Origin of the sequence: Ramlibacter pallidus, assembly GCF_015070875.1 — a bacterium.
In the GTDB taxonomy this organism is placed as follows: Bacteria; Pseudomonadota; Gammaproteobacteria; order Burkholderiales; family Burkholderiaceae_C; genus Ramlibacter; species Ramlibacter pallidus.
In genome coordinates this window covers 531,352-548,757 of sequence record NZ_JADDIV010000004.1, presented here as the reverse complement: position 1 = coordinate 548,757, position 17,406 = coordinate 531,352, and the positions used below count along the sequence as shown (strand labels likewise).

Below are 17,406 nucleotides of genomic sequence, written 5' to 3'. Positions count from 1 at the left end.
GCATGGACTTCTCGCTCAGCCCGCAGCAGGAGCAGATCCGGGACGCGGTGGAGCGCGTGTGCGCGCCCTTCGATGCCGACTACTGGCTGCAGCGCGAACGCGAAGGCGGCTTCCCGGCCGATTTCCACGCGGCGCTCGCGCAGGCAGGCTGGCTGGGCATCGCGATGCCGGAGGCCTTCGGTGGAAGCGGTCTCGGCATCACCGAAGCCGCGGTGATGATGCACGCCATTTCGGCGACCGGCGCCGGCCTGTCCGGCGCGTCGGCCGTGCACATGAACATCTTCGGCCTGCACCCCGCCGTCGTCTTCGGCAGCGACGCGCAGAAGGCCCGCTGGCTGCCGCGCCTGATCCAGGGACAGGACCGTGCCTGCTTCGGCGTGACCGAGCCGAACACGGGCCTCAACACCCTGAAGCTGAAGACGCGCGCGGTGCGTGACGGCGACCACTACGTGGTGTCCGGGCAGAAGGTGTGGATCTCCACCGCCCAGGTCGCCAACAAGATCCTGCTGCTGGCGCGCACGACGCCGGTGGAGGCGTGCCGCGGCACCGAAGGCCTGAGCCTGTTCTACACCGACCTGGACCGCAGCCGCGTCGAGGTGCGCGAAATCGAGAAGATGGGCCGCAAGGCCGTGGACTCCAACCAGGTGTTCTTCGACGGGCTGCGCGTGCCCGTGGAAGACCGCATCGGCGAGGAGGGCCAGGGCTTCGGCTACATCCTGCACGGCCTGAATCCCGAACGCATCCTGATCGCCGCCGAAGCCGTGGGGCTGGGCCAGGCGGCCTTGCGGCGGGCCGCGCAGTATGCCGGCGAGCGCGTCGTCTTCGACCGCCCGATCGGCATGAACCAGGGCATCCAGCATCCGCTGGCCCGCTCCTGGATCGAGCTCGAGGCCGCGCAGCTCATGGTGTTCAAGGCCGCCACGCTGTACGACCAGGGCCGGCCCTGCGCCGCGGAAGCGAACGCGGCCAAGTACCTCGCCGCGGAGGCGTGCTACCGCGCCTGCGAGAACGCGATCTTCACTTACGGCGGCATGGGCTATGCGCGCGAGTACCACGTGGAGCGCTACCTGCGCGAAGCCTGGATCCCGCGCCTGGCCCCCGTCAGCCCGCAGCTGATCCTCTGCTACATCGCCGAGAAGGTGCTGGGCCTGCCGAAGTCGTATTGAGCCGCTTGGCGCGGCCGCCCATGCAATCATGGCGGCATGAAGACCCACCTGCTGCGCTACTTCGTCGTGCTGGCCGAGGAGCTGCACTTCGGCCGCGCGGCGCAGCGCCTGTCCATCACCCAGCCGCCCCTGAGCTCCGCCATCAAGGCGCTGGAAGACGAACTGGGCGTGCAGTTGCTGGAACGCAGCAGCAAGCACGTCGCGCTGACGCCGGCGGGCGCGGCCTTCCTGAAGGAGGCCCGGCTGGTGCTGGAACGGGTGGCCTCCGCGAGCGAGACGGCGCGCGCGGTCGCCGCCGGCAAGCGCGGGCGGCTCGAGGTGGGCTTCACCGGCTCGATGATCTACCGCGAAGTCCCGCGCATCGTGGCCGGTTTCAGCGCCCGGCTGCCGGACATCGAGGTGCAGCTGCGCGAGCTGTCGTCCAGCGAGCAGGTCGAGGCCCTGTTGCACGGGCAGCTGGACGTGGGCTTCGTCAACGCGGCCACGGTGCCGCCGCCGCTGTCCGCCCTGCCGCTGGCCGACGACACGCTGGTGTGCTGCCTCCCCGCCGCGCACCGGCTCGCGGCGCACGCGGACGTCGACCTGCGCGAGCTGGCCGACGAGGTGTTCGTGATGTTCGCGCGCGACGTCGCGCCGGCGAACCACGACAACGTCGTCGCCGTCCTGAGCCGGGCGGGCGTGCACCCGCGCACGCGGCACGCCGCGCGCCAGTGGCTCAGCATCGTGGCGCTGGTCGCGGCCGGGACGGGCGTGGCATTGGTGCCTGCATCCCTGGTGCAGGCGGGCATCGCGGGGGCGCGCCTGGTGCCGATCCGCGGCGCGGGTGCGACGGCGGCGGCCGTCATGGCGTGGAACGGCGAACGCGGCTCCCCGCTGGTGGCCGCCTTCGTCGAGGCGGCGCGCGACCAGCTGCAGGCCCGGCCCTAGAGGGCTTCCAGCGCCATCATCCCCGCGGCGGTGTTCGAGATGGGGATGTGGTAGTTGGTGTGCACCTTGCGCACCCGGCCCGGGACGGCGCCGCGCGTGGCCAGCCACATCAGCAGTTCCACGCCCTGGGTGCCGGTCTTTTCCACCAGCTCGTGGATGCTGTACTGGGTCGCCCACTCGGGATCGTTCACCAGGCTGTCCATGAACTTCAGGTCGAAGGGCTTGTTGATGAAGCCCGCCCGCTCGCCATCGAGCTGGTGCGACAGGCCGCCCGTGCCGATCACGACGACGCGCTTGTCGCTGTCCCATGAGCGGATCGCCTCGCCGACGGCCTGGCCGAGCGCGTAGCAGCGGCGGGCGCTCGGCAGCGGGAACTGCACGGTGTTGATGCAGACCGGCACGGTCGTCACCGGCACGCCCTGGGGCCAGAACAGCTTGAGCGGCAGCGTGAACGCGTGGTCCACCAGCATCTCCTGGCAGGTGGTCACGTCGAACTCGCGCTCCACCAGGTGCTCAATGATGTGCCACGACAGGTCCGGCTGGCCCTGGAACGGGGGCAGCGTCGGGATCCCCCAGCCTTCGTCGGCGTTGCGGTACTCCGGAGCGGCACCGACCGCGAAGGTCGGCATCTTGTCCAGGAAGAAATTCAGGCCGTGGTCGTTGTAGAAGACGACGGCCACTTCGGGCTTCACCTCGTCCAGCCAGCGGTGCACCGGCAGGAAGCCGTCGAAGAACGGCTTCCAGTAGGGCTCGCCCTGCAGCCCCTTGGCGATGGCGCCGCCGATGGCGGGCACGTGGGAGGTGGTCAGCCCACCGACGATCCTGGCCATGCTGGCGTCTCCTTCAGGGGTGGGCCGCGGCTGGCTGCGTCTGGTGGCGCAGCAGCCGCTCCTTGAATTCCGCCTTGGTCAGGCCGGTCTGCGCGGCACCGAGGTCCTGCACGTCCAGGCCGAGGATGCCGGCGAACTTGGCGAGGTAGTAGACGTTGCCGCCCGCCGCCAGCAGCCCCAGCACGTCGCGCCGCCGGATGGCATCGGCCTGTCCGGGCGACAGCGCGTAGTGCTGCATGTAGGCCTCCTCGTCCGCCTTGAACGCGGCCCGGTTGACGGCGTCGTTGAACGAGAAGCACATGCGGTTGAGCGCATAGCCCTTCATGGCCTGCGCGCCGTCGAAGAGGATGGTGCCGGGGATGGGTCGCTGCTGCATGCGGGGCTCCTTGCGCGGGAGTATGGCCAACTGCCGCGGCCGCGCGGCTGACGAAAGTCAAGGAACAGCTTCGCGGCCGGCGCCCACCTTAAGATCGCCGCCGATGACCCCTTCTTCCCACGACGCGCTGCGCGCGGCCAACCGGCGCGGCGTGCTCGCGATGTCGGCCGGCATGGCCAGCTTCGTCAGCAACGACGCCTTGGTCAAGTTCGTGAGCCAGTCGCTGCCCGCCAGCCAGCTGATCTTCCTGCGGGGGGTCTTCGCCACGCTCCTGCTGCTGGCCATCGCCCACGGCATGGGGACCCTGGGCCAGCTGCGCTCCCTGGCCGACCGCAAGGTCGTGGCGCGGGCGGCGTTCGACGCCTTCGCCACCGTCACCTACCTGACCTCGCTGTTCCACCTGCCGATCGGAAACGCCACCGCGATCAACATGGCAACGCCCCTGTTCATCACGCTGTTCGCGGTGCTGGCCTTCCAGGAACGGGTCGGCGCGGCCCGCTGGCTGGCGATCCTCACCGGCTTCGCGGGCGTGCTGCTGGTGGTGCAGCCGACCGGCGCCGCGTTCAACGCGTACGCGCTGCTGTGCCTGGGCGGCACGCTGCTGCACGCCAGCCGCGACCTGATGACGCGGGTGATCGACAGGTCCATTCCCTCCATCCTGGTCACCGTCAGCACCGCGGTCGCCGTGACGCTGCTGGCCGGCGTGTGGAGCCTGTTCACCGACTGGAAGCCGGTCACCTGGCAGCAACTCGCGTTGCTCGCGACGGCCAGCGTGTTCCTGAGCGGCGGCTACTTCCTGCTCACCGTCAGCATGCGGGGCGGCGAGATGAGCCTCGTCGCGCCCTTCCGCTACACGGGGCTGCTGTTCGCGCTCGTGCTGGGGTACCTCGTCTGGGGCGACGTGCCGAACGGCATCGCCTGGGCCGGCATCGCGCTGCTGGTGGGTGCGGGGCTGTACGTGCTGCACGACGAGCGCAGCCGGCCGCGGCCGGAGCTGGAGCCGATCCAGGACTGAGGCTAGCGGCCGCGGAACACCGGCTTGCGCTTTTCCATGAAGGCCCGCCGGCCTTCGACGTAGTCGGCGCTGGCGAAGCAGCGCGCCACCACCTCGCGGCACAGCGCCGGGTCCCGGTCGGCCTCGTCCTTCAGGGCCTGGGCCACCAGCGTCTTGATCGAAGCGACGGTCAGCGGCGCGTTGCCGGCGATCATCGCGGCGTGGTCGCGCACGAAGTCCTCCAGGCCGTCGGCCGGCACCACGCGGTTGACCAGTCCCATCGCCAGCGCTTCCGCCGCGCTGAACTGCCGCGCCGTGAAGAAGATCTCCTGCGCGAACGCCGGGCCCACCACCTGCACCAGGCGGCGCACGCCCTCGAATTCGTAGCCGAGCCCCAGTTTCGCTGCGGGCACCGCGAACCTCGCGTCGTCGGCCGCCATCCGCAGGTCGCAGTTCAGCGCCAGCGCCACGCCGGCACCGACGCAGTAGCCGCGGATCATCGCCACCGTCGGCTTGTTCACCTCGCGCAGCGCGGTGCTGGCCCGCGCGGCGATCGCGTCGTAGTCCGCGATGGTGCGCGTGCTGGAACGCCGGTCCTCGAACTCGGAGATGTCAGCGCCGGAAACGAAGGCCTTCCCGCCCGCGCCGCGCAGCACCAGCACCCGCACCTCGTCGTCCTGCGCGAACGCGGCGACCGCATCGTGCAGGCCTTGCCACATCTCCAGCGCCACCGCGTTGTGCCGGCCCGGGTTGTTGAAGGTGATCCAGCCGATCGCGCCTTCCTTGTGCGCGAGCATCTTGTCCGTGCCGAGCGCCGTCATGCCTGGGCCTTCACCACGCCGGCGGCGAGCATGGCCGCCGCTTCGGAGTCCTGGAAGCCCAGCTCCCGCAACACCTCGCGGGTGTGCTGGCCGAGCAGCGGTGCCGGCTGGCGGATCTCCGTGAGGGCGCCGTCGGACTTGACCGGCAGCCCCAGCATCTTCATGGGGCCGATGCGGGGGTGCTCCATGTCGACTACCATCCGGCGCGCCTTCACCTGCGGGTCGGCCAGCGCCTGGTCGAAGGTGTAGACCGGCCCGCCCGGGACGCCCGCCGCATCGAGCCGCTCGACCCAGTACGCGGTGGGGTGGCAGCCCAGCACCTGCTCGACCTCCGCCTCCAGGGCATCGACGTTGCGCACGCGCAGCGCGTTGGTGCGAAAGCGCGCGTCCTCCACCCACTCCGGCTTTTCGCACACCTGCAGCGCGAAGGCGCGCCAGAGCTTCTCGCCGCTGGCACCGACGGTGACGTAGCCGTCGCCGGAGCGGAAGGCCTGGTACGGCGCGGAGCGGCGGTGGCGCGTGCCGGTGGCGGTCGGCTGCTCGCCGCTCCCGAAGTACGCGCCGAACTCCCAGATGCTCCAGGCCAGGCCCGCTTCCAGCAGCGAGGATTCGAGGTACTGCCCGGTCCCGTGGCGCAGCTTGCCGATGTAGGCGCCCAGGATGCCGTACAGCGTGGTGACGCCGCACGCGATGTCGTTCATCGCGATGCCGACCTTGGCGGGACGTCCGCCGGGGTGGCCGGTCATCATCATGATCCCGGACATGCCCTGCGCGATGATGTCGAAGCCGCCCTTGCGGCCATACGGCCCGGTCTGCCCGAAGCCCGACATCGACGCGTAGATGAGCCCGGGGTTCACCTGCCGCAAGGCCTCGTGGTCGATGCCCAGCTTCTTCACCACGCCGGGACGGAAATTCTCCAGCACGATGTCGCTGCGTGCCGCCAGCCGCAGGACGATCTCCCGGCCCTGCGCGGACTTCAGGTCGGCCGAAAGGCTCCTCTTGTTGCGGTTCAGGACGGCGAAGCAGTACGACTCGTCGTTCACCTTCGGCTCGAAGCTGCGCGTGGTGTCGCCTTCCAGGCTCTCGATCTTCACCACCTCGGCGCCCAGGTCGCCCAGCACCATGCTGCAGTAGGGACCGGCCATCACGTTGGTGAGGTCGAGGACGCGGACGCCTTCCAGGGGCAGGGGCATGGGCTGTGTTCCTCTCGTCGCTCAGGCGGGGAAGGTCTCGGTGTCGACTTCGCGGTTGGCCTGTTCCCCGTAGCGGTTGCCGGACACCGTCCTCTCGTTGACCAGGTCCTCCAGCCGCGCGACCAGGCCGGCGTCCAGCTTCACGTCGGCCGCCGCGAGATCCTCGCGCAGGTGCTCGACGCTCGTCGTGCCCGGGATCGGGAGGATGTCGCCGCCCTTGTGCAGCAGCCAGGCCAGCGCCAGTTGCGCGGGCGTGCAGCCCGCCTCGCGTGCCAGCGCTCGGTACGGCGGCAGCAGCTTCAGGTTGCGCGCGTGGTGCTCCGGGGCGAAGCGCGGCATCGACTTGCGGATGTCTTTCGCATCCAGCGTGGCGACGTCCGGCACCGCGTCGCAGAGGAAGCCGCGCGCCACCGGGCTGAAGGCCACGAAGGCGATGCCGAGTTCGCGGCAGGCGTCGATCACGGCGATCTCGGGGTTGCGCGTCCACAGCGAGTACTCGGTCTGCACCGCGGTGAGGGGATGCACCCGGTGCGCCTTGCGGATCGTCGGCGCCGACACTTCGGACAGCCCGATCGTCCGCACCTTGCCCTGCTCCACCAGCCGGCTCATCGCGCCGACGCTGTCCTCGATCGGCACCTTCTTGTCCCAGCGGTGGAGGTAGTAGAGGTCGATCACGTCCGTCTGGAGGCGGCGCAGGCTGTCCTCGCAGTTGCGGACGATGGCTTCCGGGCGGCCGTCGATCACGCGCTTCATTGCGCCGTCGTCGCCGGTCACGCCGGCCATGCCGCCCTTGCTGCACAGGGTGATCTCGCCGCGGCGGGACTTCAGCACGGGCCCGACCAGCTTTTCGTTGGAACCAAAGCCGTACAGGGCGGCGGTGTCGAACAGCGTCACGCCGGCATCGAGCGCGGCGCGCAGGACCTTTTCCCCCTGCTCCGCCGGGGGCGGCGTCCCGTAGGCGTGGCTGAGGTTCATGCAGCCCAGGCCGATGGCGCTGACCGTGAAGGGACCGAGTTTTCTCTGGTGCATGGTCCTATTCTGGCATCCGGCCCAAGCGCGGTGGACCGTGAAATGATTCCGGGAGATGTGACTCGGCCATGCCAGATACTCACCGGTTGCCCCCGAACGCCGAGGTCCCATGCCGTCCAGCCTAGCCGCCGTCCGCCACCTGCTCGCAGGCCCCCCGGCGTCGACCTTGCCGCTCGCGGTGCAACGGGTGCAGGTGCACCTGCTGCTGCAGAAGACCGACCCGTTCCGCCTGCTGTCCCCGGTCCCCTTCGCCATCCCGCTGGCGGTGGTGTTCCACCAGACCTGGAACTCCTTCGCCCCGCTCGCCTGGGCGCTGCTGTTCGTGCTGGCCTGCGGCTGGTGCTTCGTGCGCCGCATGAAGCTGGACCGGGACGAGGGCATCCGCGATGCCGACATCCCCGCCGTGCTGCGGCGGCGGACGGAGGACATCTTCCTGCTCGGCGCGATGTGGGGCCTGGCGCCGTGGATGCTGGACCCGCACGGCGACGTCGCCTACCTGACGCTCAACGCGCTGTTCGTCGTCGGTGCCGTTTCCATCGGGTCGATGATCGTCACGACGCATCGCCAGGCGATCGCCGCCTTCAGCATCCCCGCCGGCATCGGGATGGTCAGCGCGTGCGCGTCGTTCGGCGGTCCCGTGGGCTGGCTGATCGCTTCGTGCGGCGCGTTGTTCGTGGTGGTCACGCTCGGCTGGGCCTTCCAGCAGGCCGACCTGCTGCAGGAGTCGCTGGTGGTGCGCTTCGAGAAGGAAGACCTGGCGCGGCGGCTGGCCCACCAGGTGGAGCTGTTCGAGGCCGCCAATCGCGAGAAGACCCGCTTCTTCGCCGCCGCCAGCCACGACCTGCGGCAGCCGCTGCACGCGATCTCGCTCTTCATCTCGTCGCTGGAGCGGGCCCGGCTGGCCGACGGCGAGGCCCAGACGGTGGGCCAGCTGTCCAACTCGGTCCAGGCGCTGGCCCATTCGCTCGACGCCATGCTCGACGTCTCGCGCCTCGACGCCGGGGCGGTGCAGCCGGCCTTCGAGGTGGTGCCCGTGCACGAGCTGTTCGTCTCGCTCCAGAACACGTTCGAGGGGCGCGCGCAGGAAAAGGGACTGCACCTGCGGATGCGCGCCCCCGGCCCCCTGGCCGTCCTCAGCGACCGGCTGCTGCTGGAACGCCTGCTGGCCAACCTCGTGGACAACGCCATCAAGTACACGGCCTCGGGCGGGGTGCTCGTGGCCGCGCGCGTCGCCCCCTCGACGCACCCGATGCAGGTCTGCTTCGAGATCCTCGACACGGGCATCGGCATCCCGCCCGACCAGCACGCGCGGATCTTCGACGAGTTCTACCAGGTGGGGAACGCGCAGCGCGACCGCCGCATGGGCCTCGGCATCGGCCTGTCGATCGTCCGGCGCCTGTCGGAACTGCTGGTGCATCCGGTCACCCTGGCTTCCCGTCCCGGCCGGGGCACGCGCTTCACCGTGCGCGTGCCGCAATCCACCGCGCCGGCGCTGCAGGCGCCCGACGCCGCCCGGCCGGAGGCCGCCCGGGAACCGTCCGCGGACAAGCTGCCGAAGCACGTGCTGGTGATCGACGACGAGGTCGACAGCCGCCAGGCCATGGCCACCTGGCTGGCGTCGCATGGCTGCGCCGTCAGCACGGCCGGCAGCCTGCCCCAGGCCGAGGACATCCTGCGGCACGAGACCGTGCAGGCCGTGATCGCCGACTTCCGCCTGCCCGGCGAACGCAGCGGCCTGGATTTCCTGGTGGCGTTGCGCTCGCAATCGCCGCAGATCCGCACCCTGCTGGTGACGGGCGAGACCGCGCCGCAGCGCATCACGGCCATCCGCGCGAGCGGGGTGCCCTGCCTCTACAAGCCGGTGCGTGCGCCGCAGCTGCTCGACGCGCTGGCGGAATGACCGCCGCCTCGCCGGGCGGGCTCAGCTCGCGAACATCGCGATGAGTTCGGCGCGCGAGCTGACGTTGAAGGCCAGGAACACGGCGGAGACGCAGTTCTTCACCGTGCCGACGGCGAGCCCGGTTTCCTCCGCGATGGCGCGGTTGTCGTAGCCGGCCAGCACCAGCTCCAGCACCTGGACCTGGCGGTCCGTCAGGCGCAGTCCCGCGGCGCGGCCCGCGGCGTGGCGCGCCGGCACGGCCGGTGCGGCCGGGCGCGGCTCGCCCGCCGCGATGGAGGCGATCGTCTCCATCAGCCGCGTCACGCCGCCCGGCCCGCCGTCCTTGGGCACGTAGGCCGCCGCGCCGTGCAGGGCGGCTTCGCTGCGGATGCGCGGGTCGTCGGAGCCCGAGACGATCACGACCGGCAGGTCCGGGAAGGACCGGCGCATGACGTGCAGGCCCGTGAGGCCGCGGCTGTCGTCCAGCTGCAGGTCCAGCAGCAGCAGCGCGGTCTCGCCGGCATGGGCGTTGAGGAACACGAGCGCGTCCTCCAGCGTTGCCGCCTCGGTGACGGCGAAACGGTCGCCGAAGCGCTCGCGGATGGTGATGCGCATGCCGATGCGCACCAGCTCGTGGTCGTCGACCACGAGGATGGTGCGGCGGGTCCCCGGCAGGGCCCGCACGGTGAAATCGTCCTCCTCCTTCATGCGCCGAGATTAAACCGCTTCATGCGGCATGCGCCAGCGGACCGGCATCGTTGGCCGGGGGCGACACCTGCGCGCGCGGCAGGGGCCGGGCTTCCGCGGGACGGCGTCCGGAGGGGAACGACGCCAGCTGCGCGGGCGGCGCCTCGGCGAGCACCTGCTGCGCGTGCGCATAGCCGGCCTGCACCACCTTGTCGAAGGCGCCCCACTCCAGCATGCCATAGCGGTGCACGTCGGGCGCGAAGTACAGGTCCACCAGCGCCTGCACTTCCTTCTGGCGCGCGTAGCTGTTCATCATGCTGGCGTTGAGCAGCAGCGAGGTGATGGAGGGCAGCCGGTGCCGGCGCCCGAGCAGCTTGTCGCGCAGCAGCGAGAACGGCCCGGGGATCTCCTCGAGCTCGTAGCGCACGTTGCGGTCGCGCAGCAGGTTCACGCCGACGATGCGCGCCGCACCCATGCGGCGCATCACGTCCGCGGGGAAGTTGTTGAAGGTGCCGCCGTCGATGTGCAGCTCGCCGCCCAGGATCACGGGTGGCAGCGCGCCCGGGATGGAGACGCTGGCGCGGATGGAGCGCGCCAGCGGGCCCCGCACGTGCACGGCTTCCCGCGCGGCGGAATAGTTGCTGCTGACGCAGAAGAACGGCTTCCAGAGATCCTCGATGCCGGCGTCGCGGCCGCAGGACTCGGCGACCGCCTGGTCGATGACGTGCTTCAGCCGGGCCCCGCCGATCAGCGACAGCAGCGGCACCGGATTGAAGTCGCGCGTGGGATTGGAGCGGAAGGCCGAGCGGGCGCGCTGCACCACGTCCGCCGAGGGCAGGTCCATCGCCGCGAAGGCGCCCATCACGGCGCCGATGCTGGTCCCGCCGACCATGTCGACCTCGATGCCCTGCTCCTCCAGCGCGCACAGCACGCCCAGGTGCGCGAAGCCGCGCGCGCCGCCGCCGGAGAGCACCAGCCCGACCGCCGTGCCGCTGAGGATGCGCCCCACGCGCTGCCAGTCCTTGAGGCGCCCGCGGCGGACGTGGAGATGGCGCGCGATCGTGCGGCCGGCCAGCCAGCGTCCGGTGCCGCACGGCGACAGCTTCGCATCGTCGTGCAGCAGCAGCAGCGTCTGCTGGATCTCGCCGCGCCCGCTGTCGCCCTGCGGCAGGCACTCCCGCTCGATCGGGTGCCGTTCCACCGGCGCGTCGGCGTCCGCCACCAGGATGACCTCGTCGCAATGGCGCAGGCAGCGGCGCGTCCAGCCCGTCGCCGCCGCGTCGGCCACGAAAAGCACGAACTCGTGCTCGGACTCCACCTGTTCCAGCAGGTGGGCGATGCGGCGCGAGGCCGCGGCGTCGGTGGTGGGCACGCAGGCCGAGCCGGCGCCCAGGCGCTGGTCGATCCAGGCCGAATCGATCACCACGCAGCGGCCCGCCGGGGCGAGCACCTCCTGCAGCATGGACGCCACGCCCAGCGCATGCGCGTCGGCGGAGATCGCGGCAATGCCGATGGCCACCGGCCGCGCGACGGCCGTGCCGACCGAAGCCCGCTTCAGGCGCTCGATCACCAGCCGCGACATGTTCAGCGACACCAGCGGATACGCCAGCAGCACCTCGCGGAACGCGTCCCGCGAGAACCGCACCAGCACGCTTTCACGCACGGCGACGACGGTGGCCGTGCGCGGCTCGCGGGTGAAGAACGCCATCTCGCCCACGGTTTCGCCGCGCGCCACCTCGCCGAGCACCGTCCGGGTGCCATCGGCGGCCGTGGCCACCGCGCGCAGCCGGCCGCTGATCACGAAGTACAGGCTCTCGTCCTGGCTGCCCTGTTCCAGCAGGGCCTCGCCGCCGCCGATCTGGACCCATTCCAGCATGGGCAGCACCCGCTCGAGCATCGTGTCGTCGAAATCGCCGAAGACCCTTTTCAGGCCGTCCATCAGCATTTCCCGGTGGGCATGGAGCAGCGGTGCGCCGGTGGCGACGTGCATGGATTCCTCTCGTGGGACTGCGGGGATCAGGGGGAAAAACTGCGGCGATCCGCAGATCGCCGCCAAGCCCGGGAGTATTCCCTGCGGCCATGCCGCGCCGGAGTGACTCCAGTCACGTGCCGCCGCACGCGGAGCCCGCGGGCGTGAATTCCTTCGCGCCGCGCGGCTGTCGCCGTCGCGACGGGATCAGGCCCGCACGTTCTCCAGCTTGTCCGGGTTGCGCACCGCGTAGATCGCCACGATGCGGGAGCCATCGGTGACGACCGCATTGGCCGACTCCAGCCGGCCGTCGATGAAGCGCAGCAGCCCGGGCTCGCCGTTGATGGTCGCGATCCGGTACTGCAGCCGGGAGCCCAGCCGCAGCGCGTGCGCCCAGTACAGGTTGGTGACGCGCTCGCCGCCGCGCAGTCCGCCGGCCACCGAAGGCACCTTGCCTCCGCCATCGCCGATGGTGAGCACGTCGTCGGCCAGCAGCGCCCGGATCGCGGCCCGCTCGCCGCTCCGGGCCGCCAGCATGAACTTCTGCAGCAGGTCGCGATGGATCTCGGGCGGCACCTCGAACCGCGGCCGCTCCTGCCGCACGCGCTCGGCCGCCCGGTGCACCATCTGCCGCACGGCTGTCCCGCGCTTGCCCAGCATGCCGGCGATCTCGTCGTAGTCGTAGTCGAACACCTGCCGCAGCAGGAAGGCGGCGCGCTCCTCGGGCGCCAGCCGCTCCAGCACGTGCAGGAAGGCCACCGAGACGTCGCTGGCGAGCTCGGCCAGCGACTCGGGCGTGCGTTCGTCCGCTTCGACCAGCGGCTCGGGCAGCCAGTTGCCGACGTAGGCCTCGCGTTCGGCGCGCAGCGCGCGCAGGCGGTCGATGGCCAGGCGCGTGACCACCGTGACCAGCCAGGCCTCCGCCGACTGCAAGGCGCCATGGTCGGCGTCGCGCCAGCGCAGCCAGGCGTCCTGCAGCACGTCCTCGGCATCCGCGCGCACCCCGAGCATGCGGTAGGCGATGCCGAACAGGCGTGGGCGCAGGGCCTGGAAGGTGGCGGAAGGTGTGGGAGCGGTGGACGAAGTCATGCGGCGCATCGGGAGTCTATGACTCCCAGACGGACGTGCCCTCCGTTCCGTGACAGGGCCGGCGGACCCATCCGCCTCAGTCGCCGAAGCCGTAGAGCGCCTGCGGGTTGCGCACCAGCACCTGCTCCCGCAGGTCCGCGCCGGGCAGCCAGCGCTCCAGCAGGTCGACCAGGTCGGCGTCGTTGGGCATGCGCCCCTTCAGCATCACGTGCGGCCAGTCCGAGCCCCACAGCAGGCGCTGCGGCGCGGTCTCGCGCAGGGCCTGCGCCAGGGCATCGCAGTCGGGGTACGGCAGGGGCTGGCGGGTGAGCCGGTAGGGGCCGGTCAGCTTGACCCACACGCTGCCCCCCGCCAGCAGGCGCAGCAAGGCCTGGAAACCGGCATGCTCCGGCCCGGCGCCGATCGCCAGGTAGCCGAAGTGGCCCAGCACCACGGGCACGCCGAGGTCCGCCAGCCGCGGCAGTTCGCCGGCATGCTGGTCGGCGTGGACCAGCAGTTCGAGGTGCCAGCCCAGGGGCGAGATGCGGCGGGCGAGCCGCGCCAGCCGGTCCATCGGCAAGGGACCGCCGGCATCGTGCCGGTCGACCAGGTTCACGCGCAGGCCGCGCACGCCGGCGGCGTGCAGGCGCTCCAGGTCTCCATCGGCCACGTCGGCCGGCAACACGGCGACCCCGCGCATGTGGACCGGATCCTGCGCCAGCGCATCGAGCAGCAGCCGGTTGTCGCTGCCGTAGACGCTGGGCTGGACCAGCACGGCCCGCTGCAGTCCCAGCACCGCGCGCATGCGCTCGTAGTCGTCGGGCAGGCAGTCGGGCGGCGTGTAGACCCGCTCGGGAATGAAGGGGTACTGCCGCGCGGGCCCGATCACGTGCGCATGGCAGTCGCAGGAGAGCGGCGGCAGGGACAGGCGCGGCGGGCGCACGGCGAAGTCGGGCGGTGCGCAGGGCGGCGCCAGCGCGTCGTGGCGGCTCACTGCACCGGGATGTTGGCCTTGCGCACCAGCGAGCGGTTGGTCTCCACCTCGCTGCGCACGAACTTCGCGAAGGCGGCAGGGCCCAGCGTGCCGGGCTCGTTGCCGCCCTTGGCGAACTGCTCGACGACCTCGGGCGACTGCAGCGCCTTCGCCACGTCGGCGGCCAGCTTCTCCAGCACGGCCGGCGGCACGCCCGCCGGTGCCCAGAGGCCGACCCAGAGTTCCGCCTCGAAGCCGGGATACCCGGACTCGGCGATCGTCGGCACCTGCGGCAGGCTGGCGACGCGCTTGCCCGAGGTGACCCCGATCGGCACCAGCCGCCCGTCCTTCAGCATGCCCGCCACCGTGGGCAGCGGCGCCATGTAGAACGCGCTGTTGCCGCCGGCGACGTCGTTGATCGCGTCCGGCGAGCCCTTGAAGGGCACGTGCGTCATCTGCACGCCGGCCTTGTCGGCGAACAGTTCCGCCGTCAGGTGGGTCGAGGTGCCGACGCCGGCCGAGGCGAAGAAGACGCCGGGTTGGCGGACCTTCGCGCGCTCCACCACCTCCTTGACCGACTTGTACGGTCCGGTCGCCGACGCGACCATGACGTAGGGCGTCTTGGCGAGCAGCGCCACGTCCACCAGGTCCTTCAGCGGGTCGTACGGCAGCGACTTGTACATGGCGACGTTGGCCGCGTGCGAGGCGCTCTGCACCAGCAGCGTGTGGCCGTCGGGGTCTGCCCGCACCACCTCGCGGGTGCCGATCTGGCCGCCCGCGCCCGGCTTGTTGTCCACCACCACGGGCTGGCCCCACAGGTCCTGCAGCTTGCGCCCCAGGATGCGGGCGACGATGTCCGCACCCGAGCCGGGCGTGAGCGGCACCACCAGCTTCACGGGCTTGGTGGGCCAGGCCTGCGCGGCCGCGGGGCCGGCGGAAAGTGCGGCAAAGGCCGCCAGCGCCGCCACCCGCAGCACCCAGCTTCGACGTTCCATGTTTGTCTCCTTGCTTGTGTTTCGTGCGTGCGGACCGGCCGGAGGCTCAGCGTGGCGGGGCGGCGGCGGCCTGCGCGGTGAGGAAGTCCAGCAGCAGCCGGGTGAACTGCTCCGGCTTCTCGATGTTCGACAGGTGCGCCGCATCGTCGATGACGTGCAGCGTGGATCCGGCGATCTCGGCGTGCAGCAGCTGCGAGGCCGCCAGCGTGCAGGCCGGGTCGTCGCGGCCCACGATCACCTGCGTCGGCACGCGGATCTGCCGCAGGATGTGCGTCTGCGACATGTCGCGCACCGCGCTGGCGCAGGCGATGTAGCCCTCGGGCGTGGTCTCCAGGATCATGCTGCGCACCCACGCGATCGCGTCCGGCTCCCGCGCGATGAAGGACGGCACGAACCAGCGCTGGATGGTGCTGTCCACCAGCCCGGCGATGCCCTGCCTGCGGGCGGTCTCGAAGCGCCCCTCCCACATCGACCGCGGCGGCATCTCGCTGGCCGTGTCGCACAAGGACAGGGACAGCACGCGGCGCGGATGCCGCACCGCCAGCTGCTGGCCGATCATGCCGCCCATGGACAGGCCGACGAAATGCACGGCGCCCAGGCCGGTCGCCTCGACCAGCGCGGCCGCGTCGTCCGCGAGCAGTTCGATGGTGTACGGGCCCGGCGTCACCTCGGACCGGCCGTGGCCGCGCGTGTCGTAGCGCAGCACGCGGAAGCGTTCCGTCAGGGCGGCGACCTGCGGGTCCCACATCGCGTGGGTGGACATCAGGCTGTTGGACAGCATCACGGCCGGCGCACCCTCCGGTCCATCGATGCGGTAGGCGATCCGGGCTCCGTTGGCCTGGGCAGTCTTCATGCGGCAGTTCCTGTGGTCGGACGGGCCAGTCTAGGAGGCCGGGGGCGATCAGGGTAGCCATAGAATCCGGTGCAGCTGAAACGGATTCCGTTTCACCCAGGAAAGCCCGCTTGCCCGCCTCCCGAACCGCGTCCGCCCCCGGCACGCCGCCATCCCTGCCGGCCGCGTTCGGCCGCCTGCGGCTGCGCCACCTGCAGCTGCTCGACGCCCTTGAACGGCTCGGGTCGCTGCGCCGCGCGGCCGTCGAACTGGGCATCGCGCAGCCGGCGGCGGTGGTGCTGGTCGACGACCTGGAACATGCCTTCGGCGTGCGGCTGGTCAAGCGCGCTCGCACGGGCGCCACCCTGACGCCGGCGGCGCACGGCGTGGTCGCGCGCGCCCGGGTCGCGATCGAGGAGATGGGCCAGGCGCGCGACGCCGCCGTGCGCGCCGCGTCCGGCGGCGGGCGGCTGCGGCTGGGCGCCTCGCCCTACCTGATCAGCGCCCTGCTCCCGCAGCTGCTGGCGGCGCTGCGGGAACAGCTGCCCGGCACGGTGGTCGACGTGCGCGAGGGCACGCTGGACACCCTGGTCGACGAACTCGCCGCGGGGCGGCTCGACGCCCTGCTCGGGAGCGCCGACCGTGCCCTGCTGGCCCGCGCGGTGGACCTGGAGGCGGACTTCCTCGGCGTGGAGCCGATGTCCGTCGTGGCCGGCAAGGGCCATGCGCTGCAGGGCAGGCCGCGCGCGACGCTCGATGCCGTGCTCGCGGGACCATGGGTCCTGCCGCATGCCAGCTCGCACATCCGCACCCTCGTCGACACCGCGGTGTTCGACCTCGGGCGCCCGCCCCTGGTGCCGGCAGTGGAGTGCCGCGGCATCCTGAACATGATGGGCATCGCCGCGTCCGCGGGGCTGCTCACCGTGGCGCCGCGCACGGAGCTCGCGCGGCCCGCCTGGCGCCGGCGCCTCGCGGTCGTCGAGTCGCCGCTGCGCATCTCGCCACCGCCCTACGCGATCGTCACGCGCCGGCACGCCCGGGCCCTGCCGCAGCTGGCCGTGCTGCGGGAGTGCGTCAAGGCGGCGGCGCGGGAGCTCGTCGCGCCGGGCTAGCCTGCCACGTAGGGTGTCTCGGGCACGGGCATGTGGAAGCTCGCATTGAGCATGTTCCAGCCGCGGATCGCGACCACGCTGAAGCTCAGGTCGGCGATCTCCGCCTCGCTGAAGTGCTGCTTCACCGCCTCGAACTCGGCGTCCGTGGGCGTGCGATGCGGCACGGCATTGACGGCTTCGGCCCAGGCGAACGCGGCGCGGTCGCGGGCGTCGAAGAAGCGGTGCGCCTCGCGCCAGCCGGCCACGGCGTTCACGTGCCGCGCGTCCACGCCCTGCTGGAGCAGGTCGGCCCAGTGCATGTCGATGCAGAAGGCGCAGCCGTTGATCTGGCTGATGCGCAGGTTCACCAGTTCCTTCAGGCGCTTGTCCAGCGCACTGCCGGCGGCGTGGGAAAGCTGGCCAAGGGCACGCGCGGCCTTGGGAGCGGCGGCATGGAAGTCGATGCGGGGGTTCATGGGATCTCCTTTGGAAACGGGAAAAGGCGCCGGACCGCGCGTCCGTCCCCCTTAGACGCGCCGGCGGCCGCATTTGTGACCGCAGTCACGTCCCCGCCGG

17 protein-coding genes are annotated in these 17,406 nt (G+C 71.4%); 5 read left to right on the top strand and 12 right to left on the bottom strand.

Annotation, left to right across the window (positions count from 1 at the left end; genetic code table 11):
• The first annotated feature begins 2 nt into the window (after positions 1-2).
• Together IM787_RS15985 and IM787_RS15980 are read left to right on the top strand one after the other, a co-directional pair.
• Positions 3-1,166, top strand: a complete 1,164-nt coding sequence (locus IM787_RS15985; protein ID WP_193677672.1) for an acyl-CoA dehydrogenase family protein — start codon at positions 3-5, stop codon at positions 1,164-1,166.
• A gap of 36 nt (positions 1,167-1,202) precedes the next feature.
• On the top strand, positions 1,203-2,093 hold the full coding sequence (locus tag IM787_RS15980) for a LysR substrate-binding domain-containing protein (protein WP_193677671.1): 891 nt from the start codon (positions 1,203-1,205) through the stop codon (positions 2,091-2,093).
• Here IM787_RS15980 and IM787_RS15975 read toward each other — a convergent pair.
• Together IM787_RS15975 and IM787_RS15970 are read right to left on the bottom strand one after the other, a co-directional pair.
• A complete protein-coding gene (locus IM787_RS15975) occupies positions 2,090-2,923 on the bottom strand; it encodes a class III extradiol dioxygenase family protein (RefSeq protein WP_193677670.1) in 834 nt (277 codons plus the stop codon). The genes IM787_RS15980 and IM787_RS15975 overlap by 4 nt on opposite strands.
• 13 nt (positions 2,924-2,936) lie before the next feature.
• Complete coding sequence (locus IM787_RS15970; protein WP_193677669.1) at positions 2,937-3,299, bottom strand: protocatechuate 4,5-dioxygenase subunit alpha; 363 nt, start codon at positions 3,297-3,299, stop codon at positions 2,937-2,939.
• A 103-nt stretch (positions 3,300-3,402) separates the two neighbouring features.
• Between IM787_RS15970 and IM787_RS15965 the strand changes: the two genes are divergently transcribed.
• Positions 3,403-4,314 carry a DMT family transporter gene (locus IM787_RS15965; RefSeq protein ID WP_193677668.1) on the top strand — a complete coding sequence of 304 codons (912 nt, stop codon included), beginning with the start codon at positions 3,403-3,405 and terminating at the stop codon, positions 4,312-4,314.
• A 2-nt stretch (positions 4,315-4,316) separates the two neighbouring features.
• Here the strand turns inward: IM787_RS15965 and IM787_RS15960 are convergent, their stop codons facing one another.
• From IM787_RS15960 to IM787_RS15950, 3 genes are read right to left on the bottom strand one after another with little or no spacing between them, the layout of a single operon-like run.
• Complete coding sequence (locus tag IM787_RS15960) at positions 4,317-5,114, bottom strand: enoyl-CoA hydratase (RefSeq protein WP_193677667.1); 798 nt, start codon at positions 5,112-5,114, stop codon at positions 4,317-4,319.
• Positions 5,111-6,307: a CaiB/BaiF CoA transferase family protein gene (locus tag IM787_RS15955; RefSeq protein ID WP_193677666.1), complete on the bottom strand. Its 1,197-nt coding sequence runs from the start codon at positions 6,305-6,307 to the stop codon at positions 5,111-5,113. The genes IM787_RS15960 and IM787_RS15955 overlap by 4 nt, the downstream gene beginning before the upstream one ends.
• Positions 6,308-6,328: 21 nt before the next feature.
• Positions 6,329-7,336 carry an aldo/keto reductase gene (locus IM787_RS15950; RefSeq protein WP_193677665.1) on the bottom strand — a complete coding sequence of 336 codons (1,008 nt, stop codon included), beginning with the start codon at positions 7,334-7,336 and terminating at the stop codon, positions 6,329-6,331.
• Positions 7,337-7,445: 109 nt separating this feature from the next.
• Between IM787_RS15950 and IM787_RS15945 the strand changes: the two genes are divergently transcribed.
• Positions 7,446-9,236: an ATP-binding response regulator gene (locus tag IM787_RS15945; protein WP_193677664.1), complete on the top strand. Its 1,791-nt coding sequence runs from the start codon at positions 7,446-7,448 to the stop codon at positions 9,234-9,236.
• 21 nt (positions 9,237-9,257) lie between these two features.
• On the opposite strand, the gene IM787_RS15940 is transcribed toward IM787_RS15945, so the two are convergent.
• The 6 genes from IM787_RS15940 to pcaD all read right to left on the bottom strand — a co-directional run bounded on the left by IM787_RS15940 (position 9,258) and on the right by pcaD (position 15,760).
• Positions 9,258-9,923, bottom strand: coding sequence for a response regulator transcription factor (locus tag IM787_RS15940; RefSeq protein WP_193677663.1), 666 nt, complete (start codon positions 9,921-9,923; stop codon positions 9,258-9,260).
• A gap of 19 nt (positions 9,924-9,942) precedes the next feature.
• Positions 9,943-11,892, bottom strand: a complete 1,950-nt coding sequence (locus tag IM787_RS15935) for a patatin-like phospholipase family protein (protein WP_193677662.1) — start codon at positions 11,890-11,892, stop codon at positions 9,943-9,945.
• 186 nt (positions 11,893-12,078) lie between these two features.
• Entirely contained in the window at positions 12,079-12,960 is an 882-nt protein-coding gene (locus IM787_RS15930; RefSeq protein ID WP_193677661.1) for an RNA polymerase sigma-70 factor, read from the bottom strand.
• Between the two features lie 76 nt (positions 12,961-13,036).
• Positions 13,037-13,933 (bottom strand): amidohydrolase family protein, encoded by an 897-nt coding sequence (locus IM787_RS15925; protein WP_193677660.1) that lies wholly within the window; start codon positions 13,931-13,933, stop codon positions 13,037-13,039.
• Positions 13,930-14,907, bottom strand: coding sequence for a Bug family tripartite tricarboxylate transporter substrate binding protein (locus tag IM787_RS15920; protein ID WP_193677659.1), 978 nt, complete (start codon positions 14,905-14,907; stop codon positions 13,930-13,932). Before IM787_RS15920 ends, IM787_RS15925 begins: the two co-directional genes overlap by 4 nt.
• 46 nt (positions 14,908-14,953) lie before the next feature.
• On the bottom strand, positions 14,954-15,760 hold the full coding sequence (gene pcaD, locus IM787_RS15915) for a 3-oxoadipate enol-lactonase (protein WP_193677658.1): 807 nt from the start codon (positions 15,758-15,760) through the stop codon (positions 14,954-14,956).
• A gap of 110 nt (positions 15,761-15,870) precedes the next feature.
• Between pcaD and IM787_RS15910 the strand changes: the two genes are divergently transcribed.
• Complete coding sequence (locus IM787_RS15910) at positions 15,871-16,851, top strand: LysR family transcriptional regulator (RefSeq protein ID WP_193677657.1); 981 nt, start codon at positions 15,871-15,873, stop codon at positions 16,849-16,851.
• Here IM787_RS15910 and IM787_RS15905 read toward each other — a convergent pair.
• Complete coding sequence (locus IM787_RS15905) at positions 16,848-17,306, bottom strand: carboxymuconolactone decarboxylase family protein (RefSeq protein WP_193677656.1); 459 nt, start codon at positions 17,304-17,306, stop codon at positions 16,848-16,850. The genes IM787_RS15910 and IM787_RS15905 overlap by 4 nt on opposite strands.
• Between the last annotated feature and the right edge of the window lie 100 nt (positions 17,307-17,406).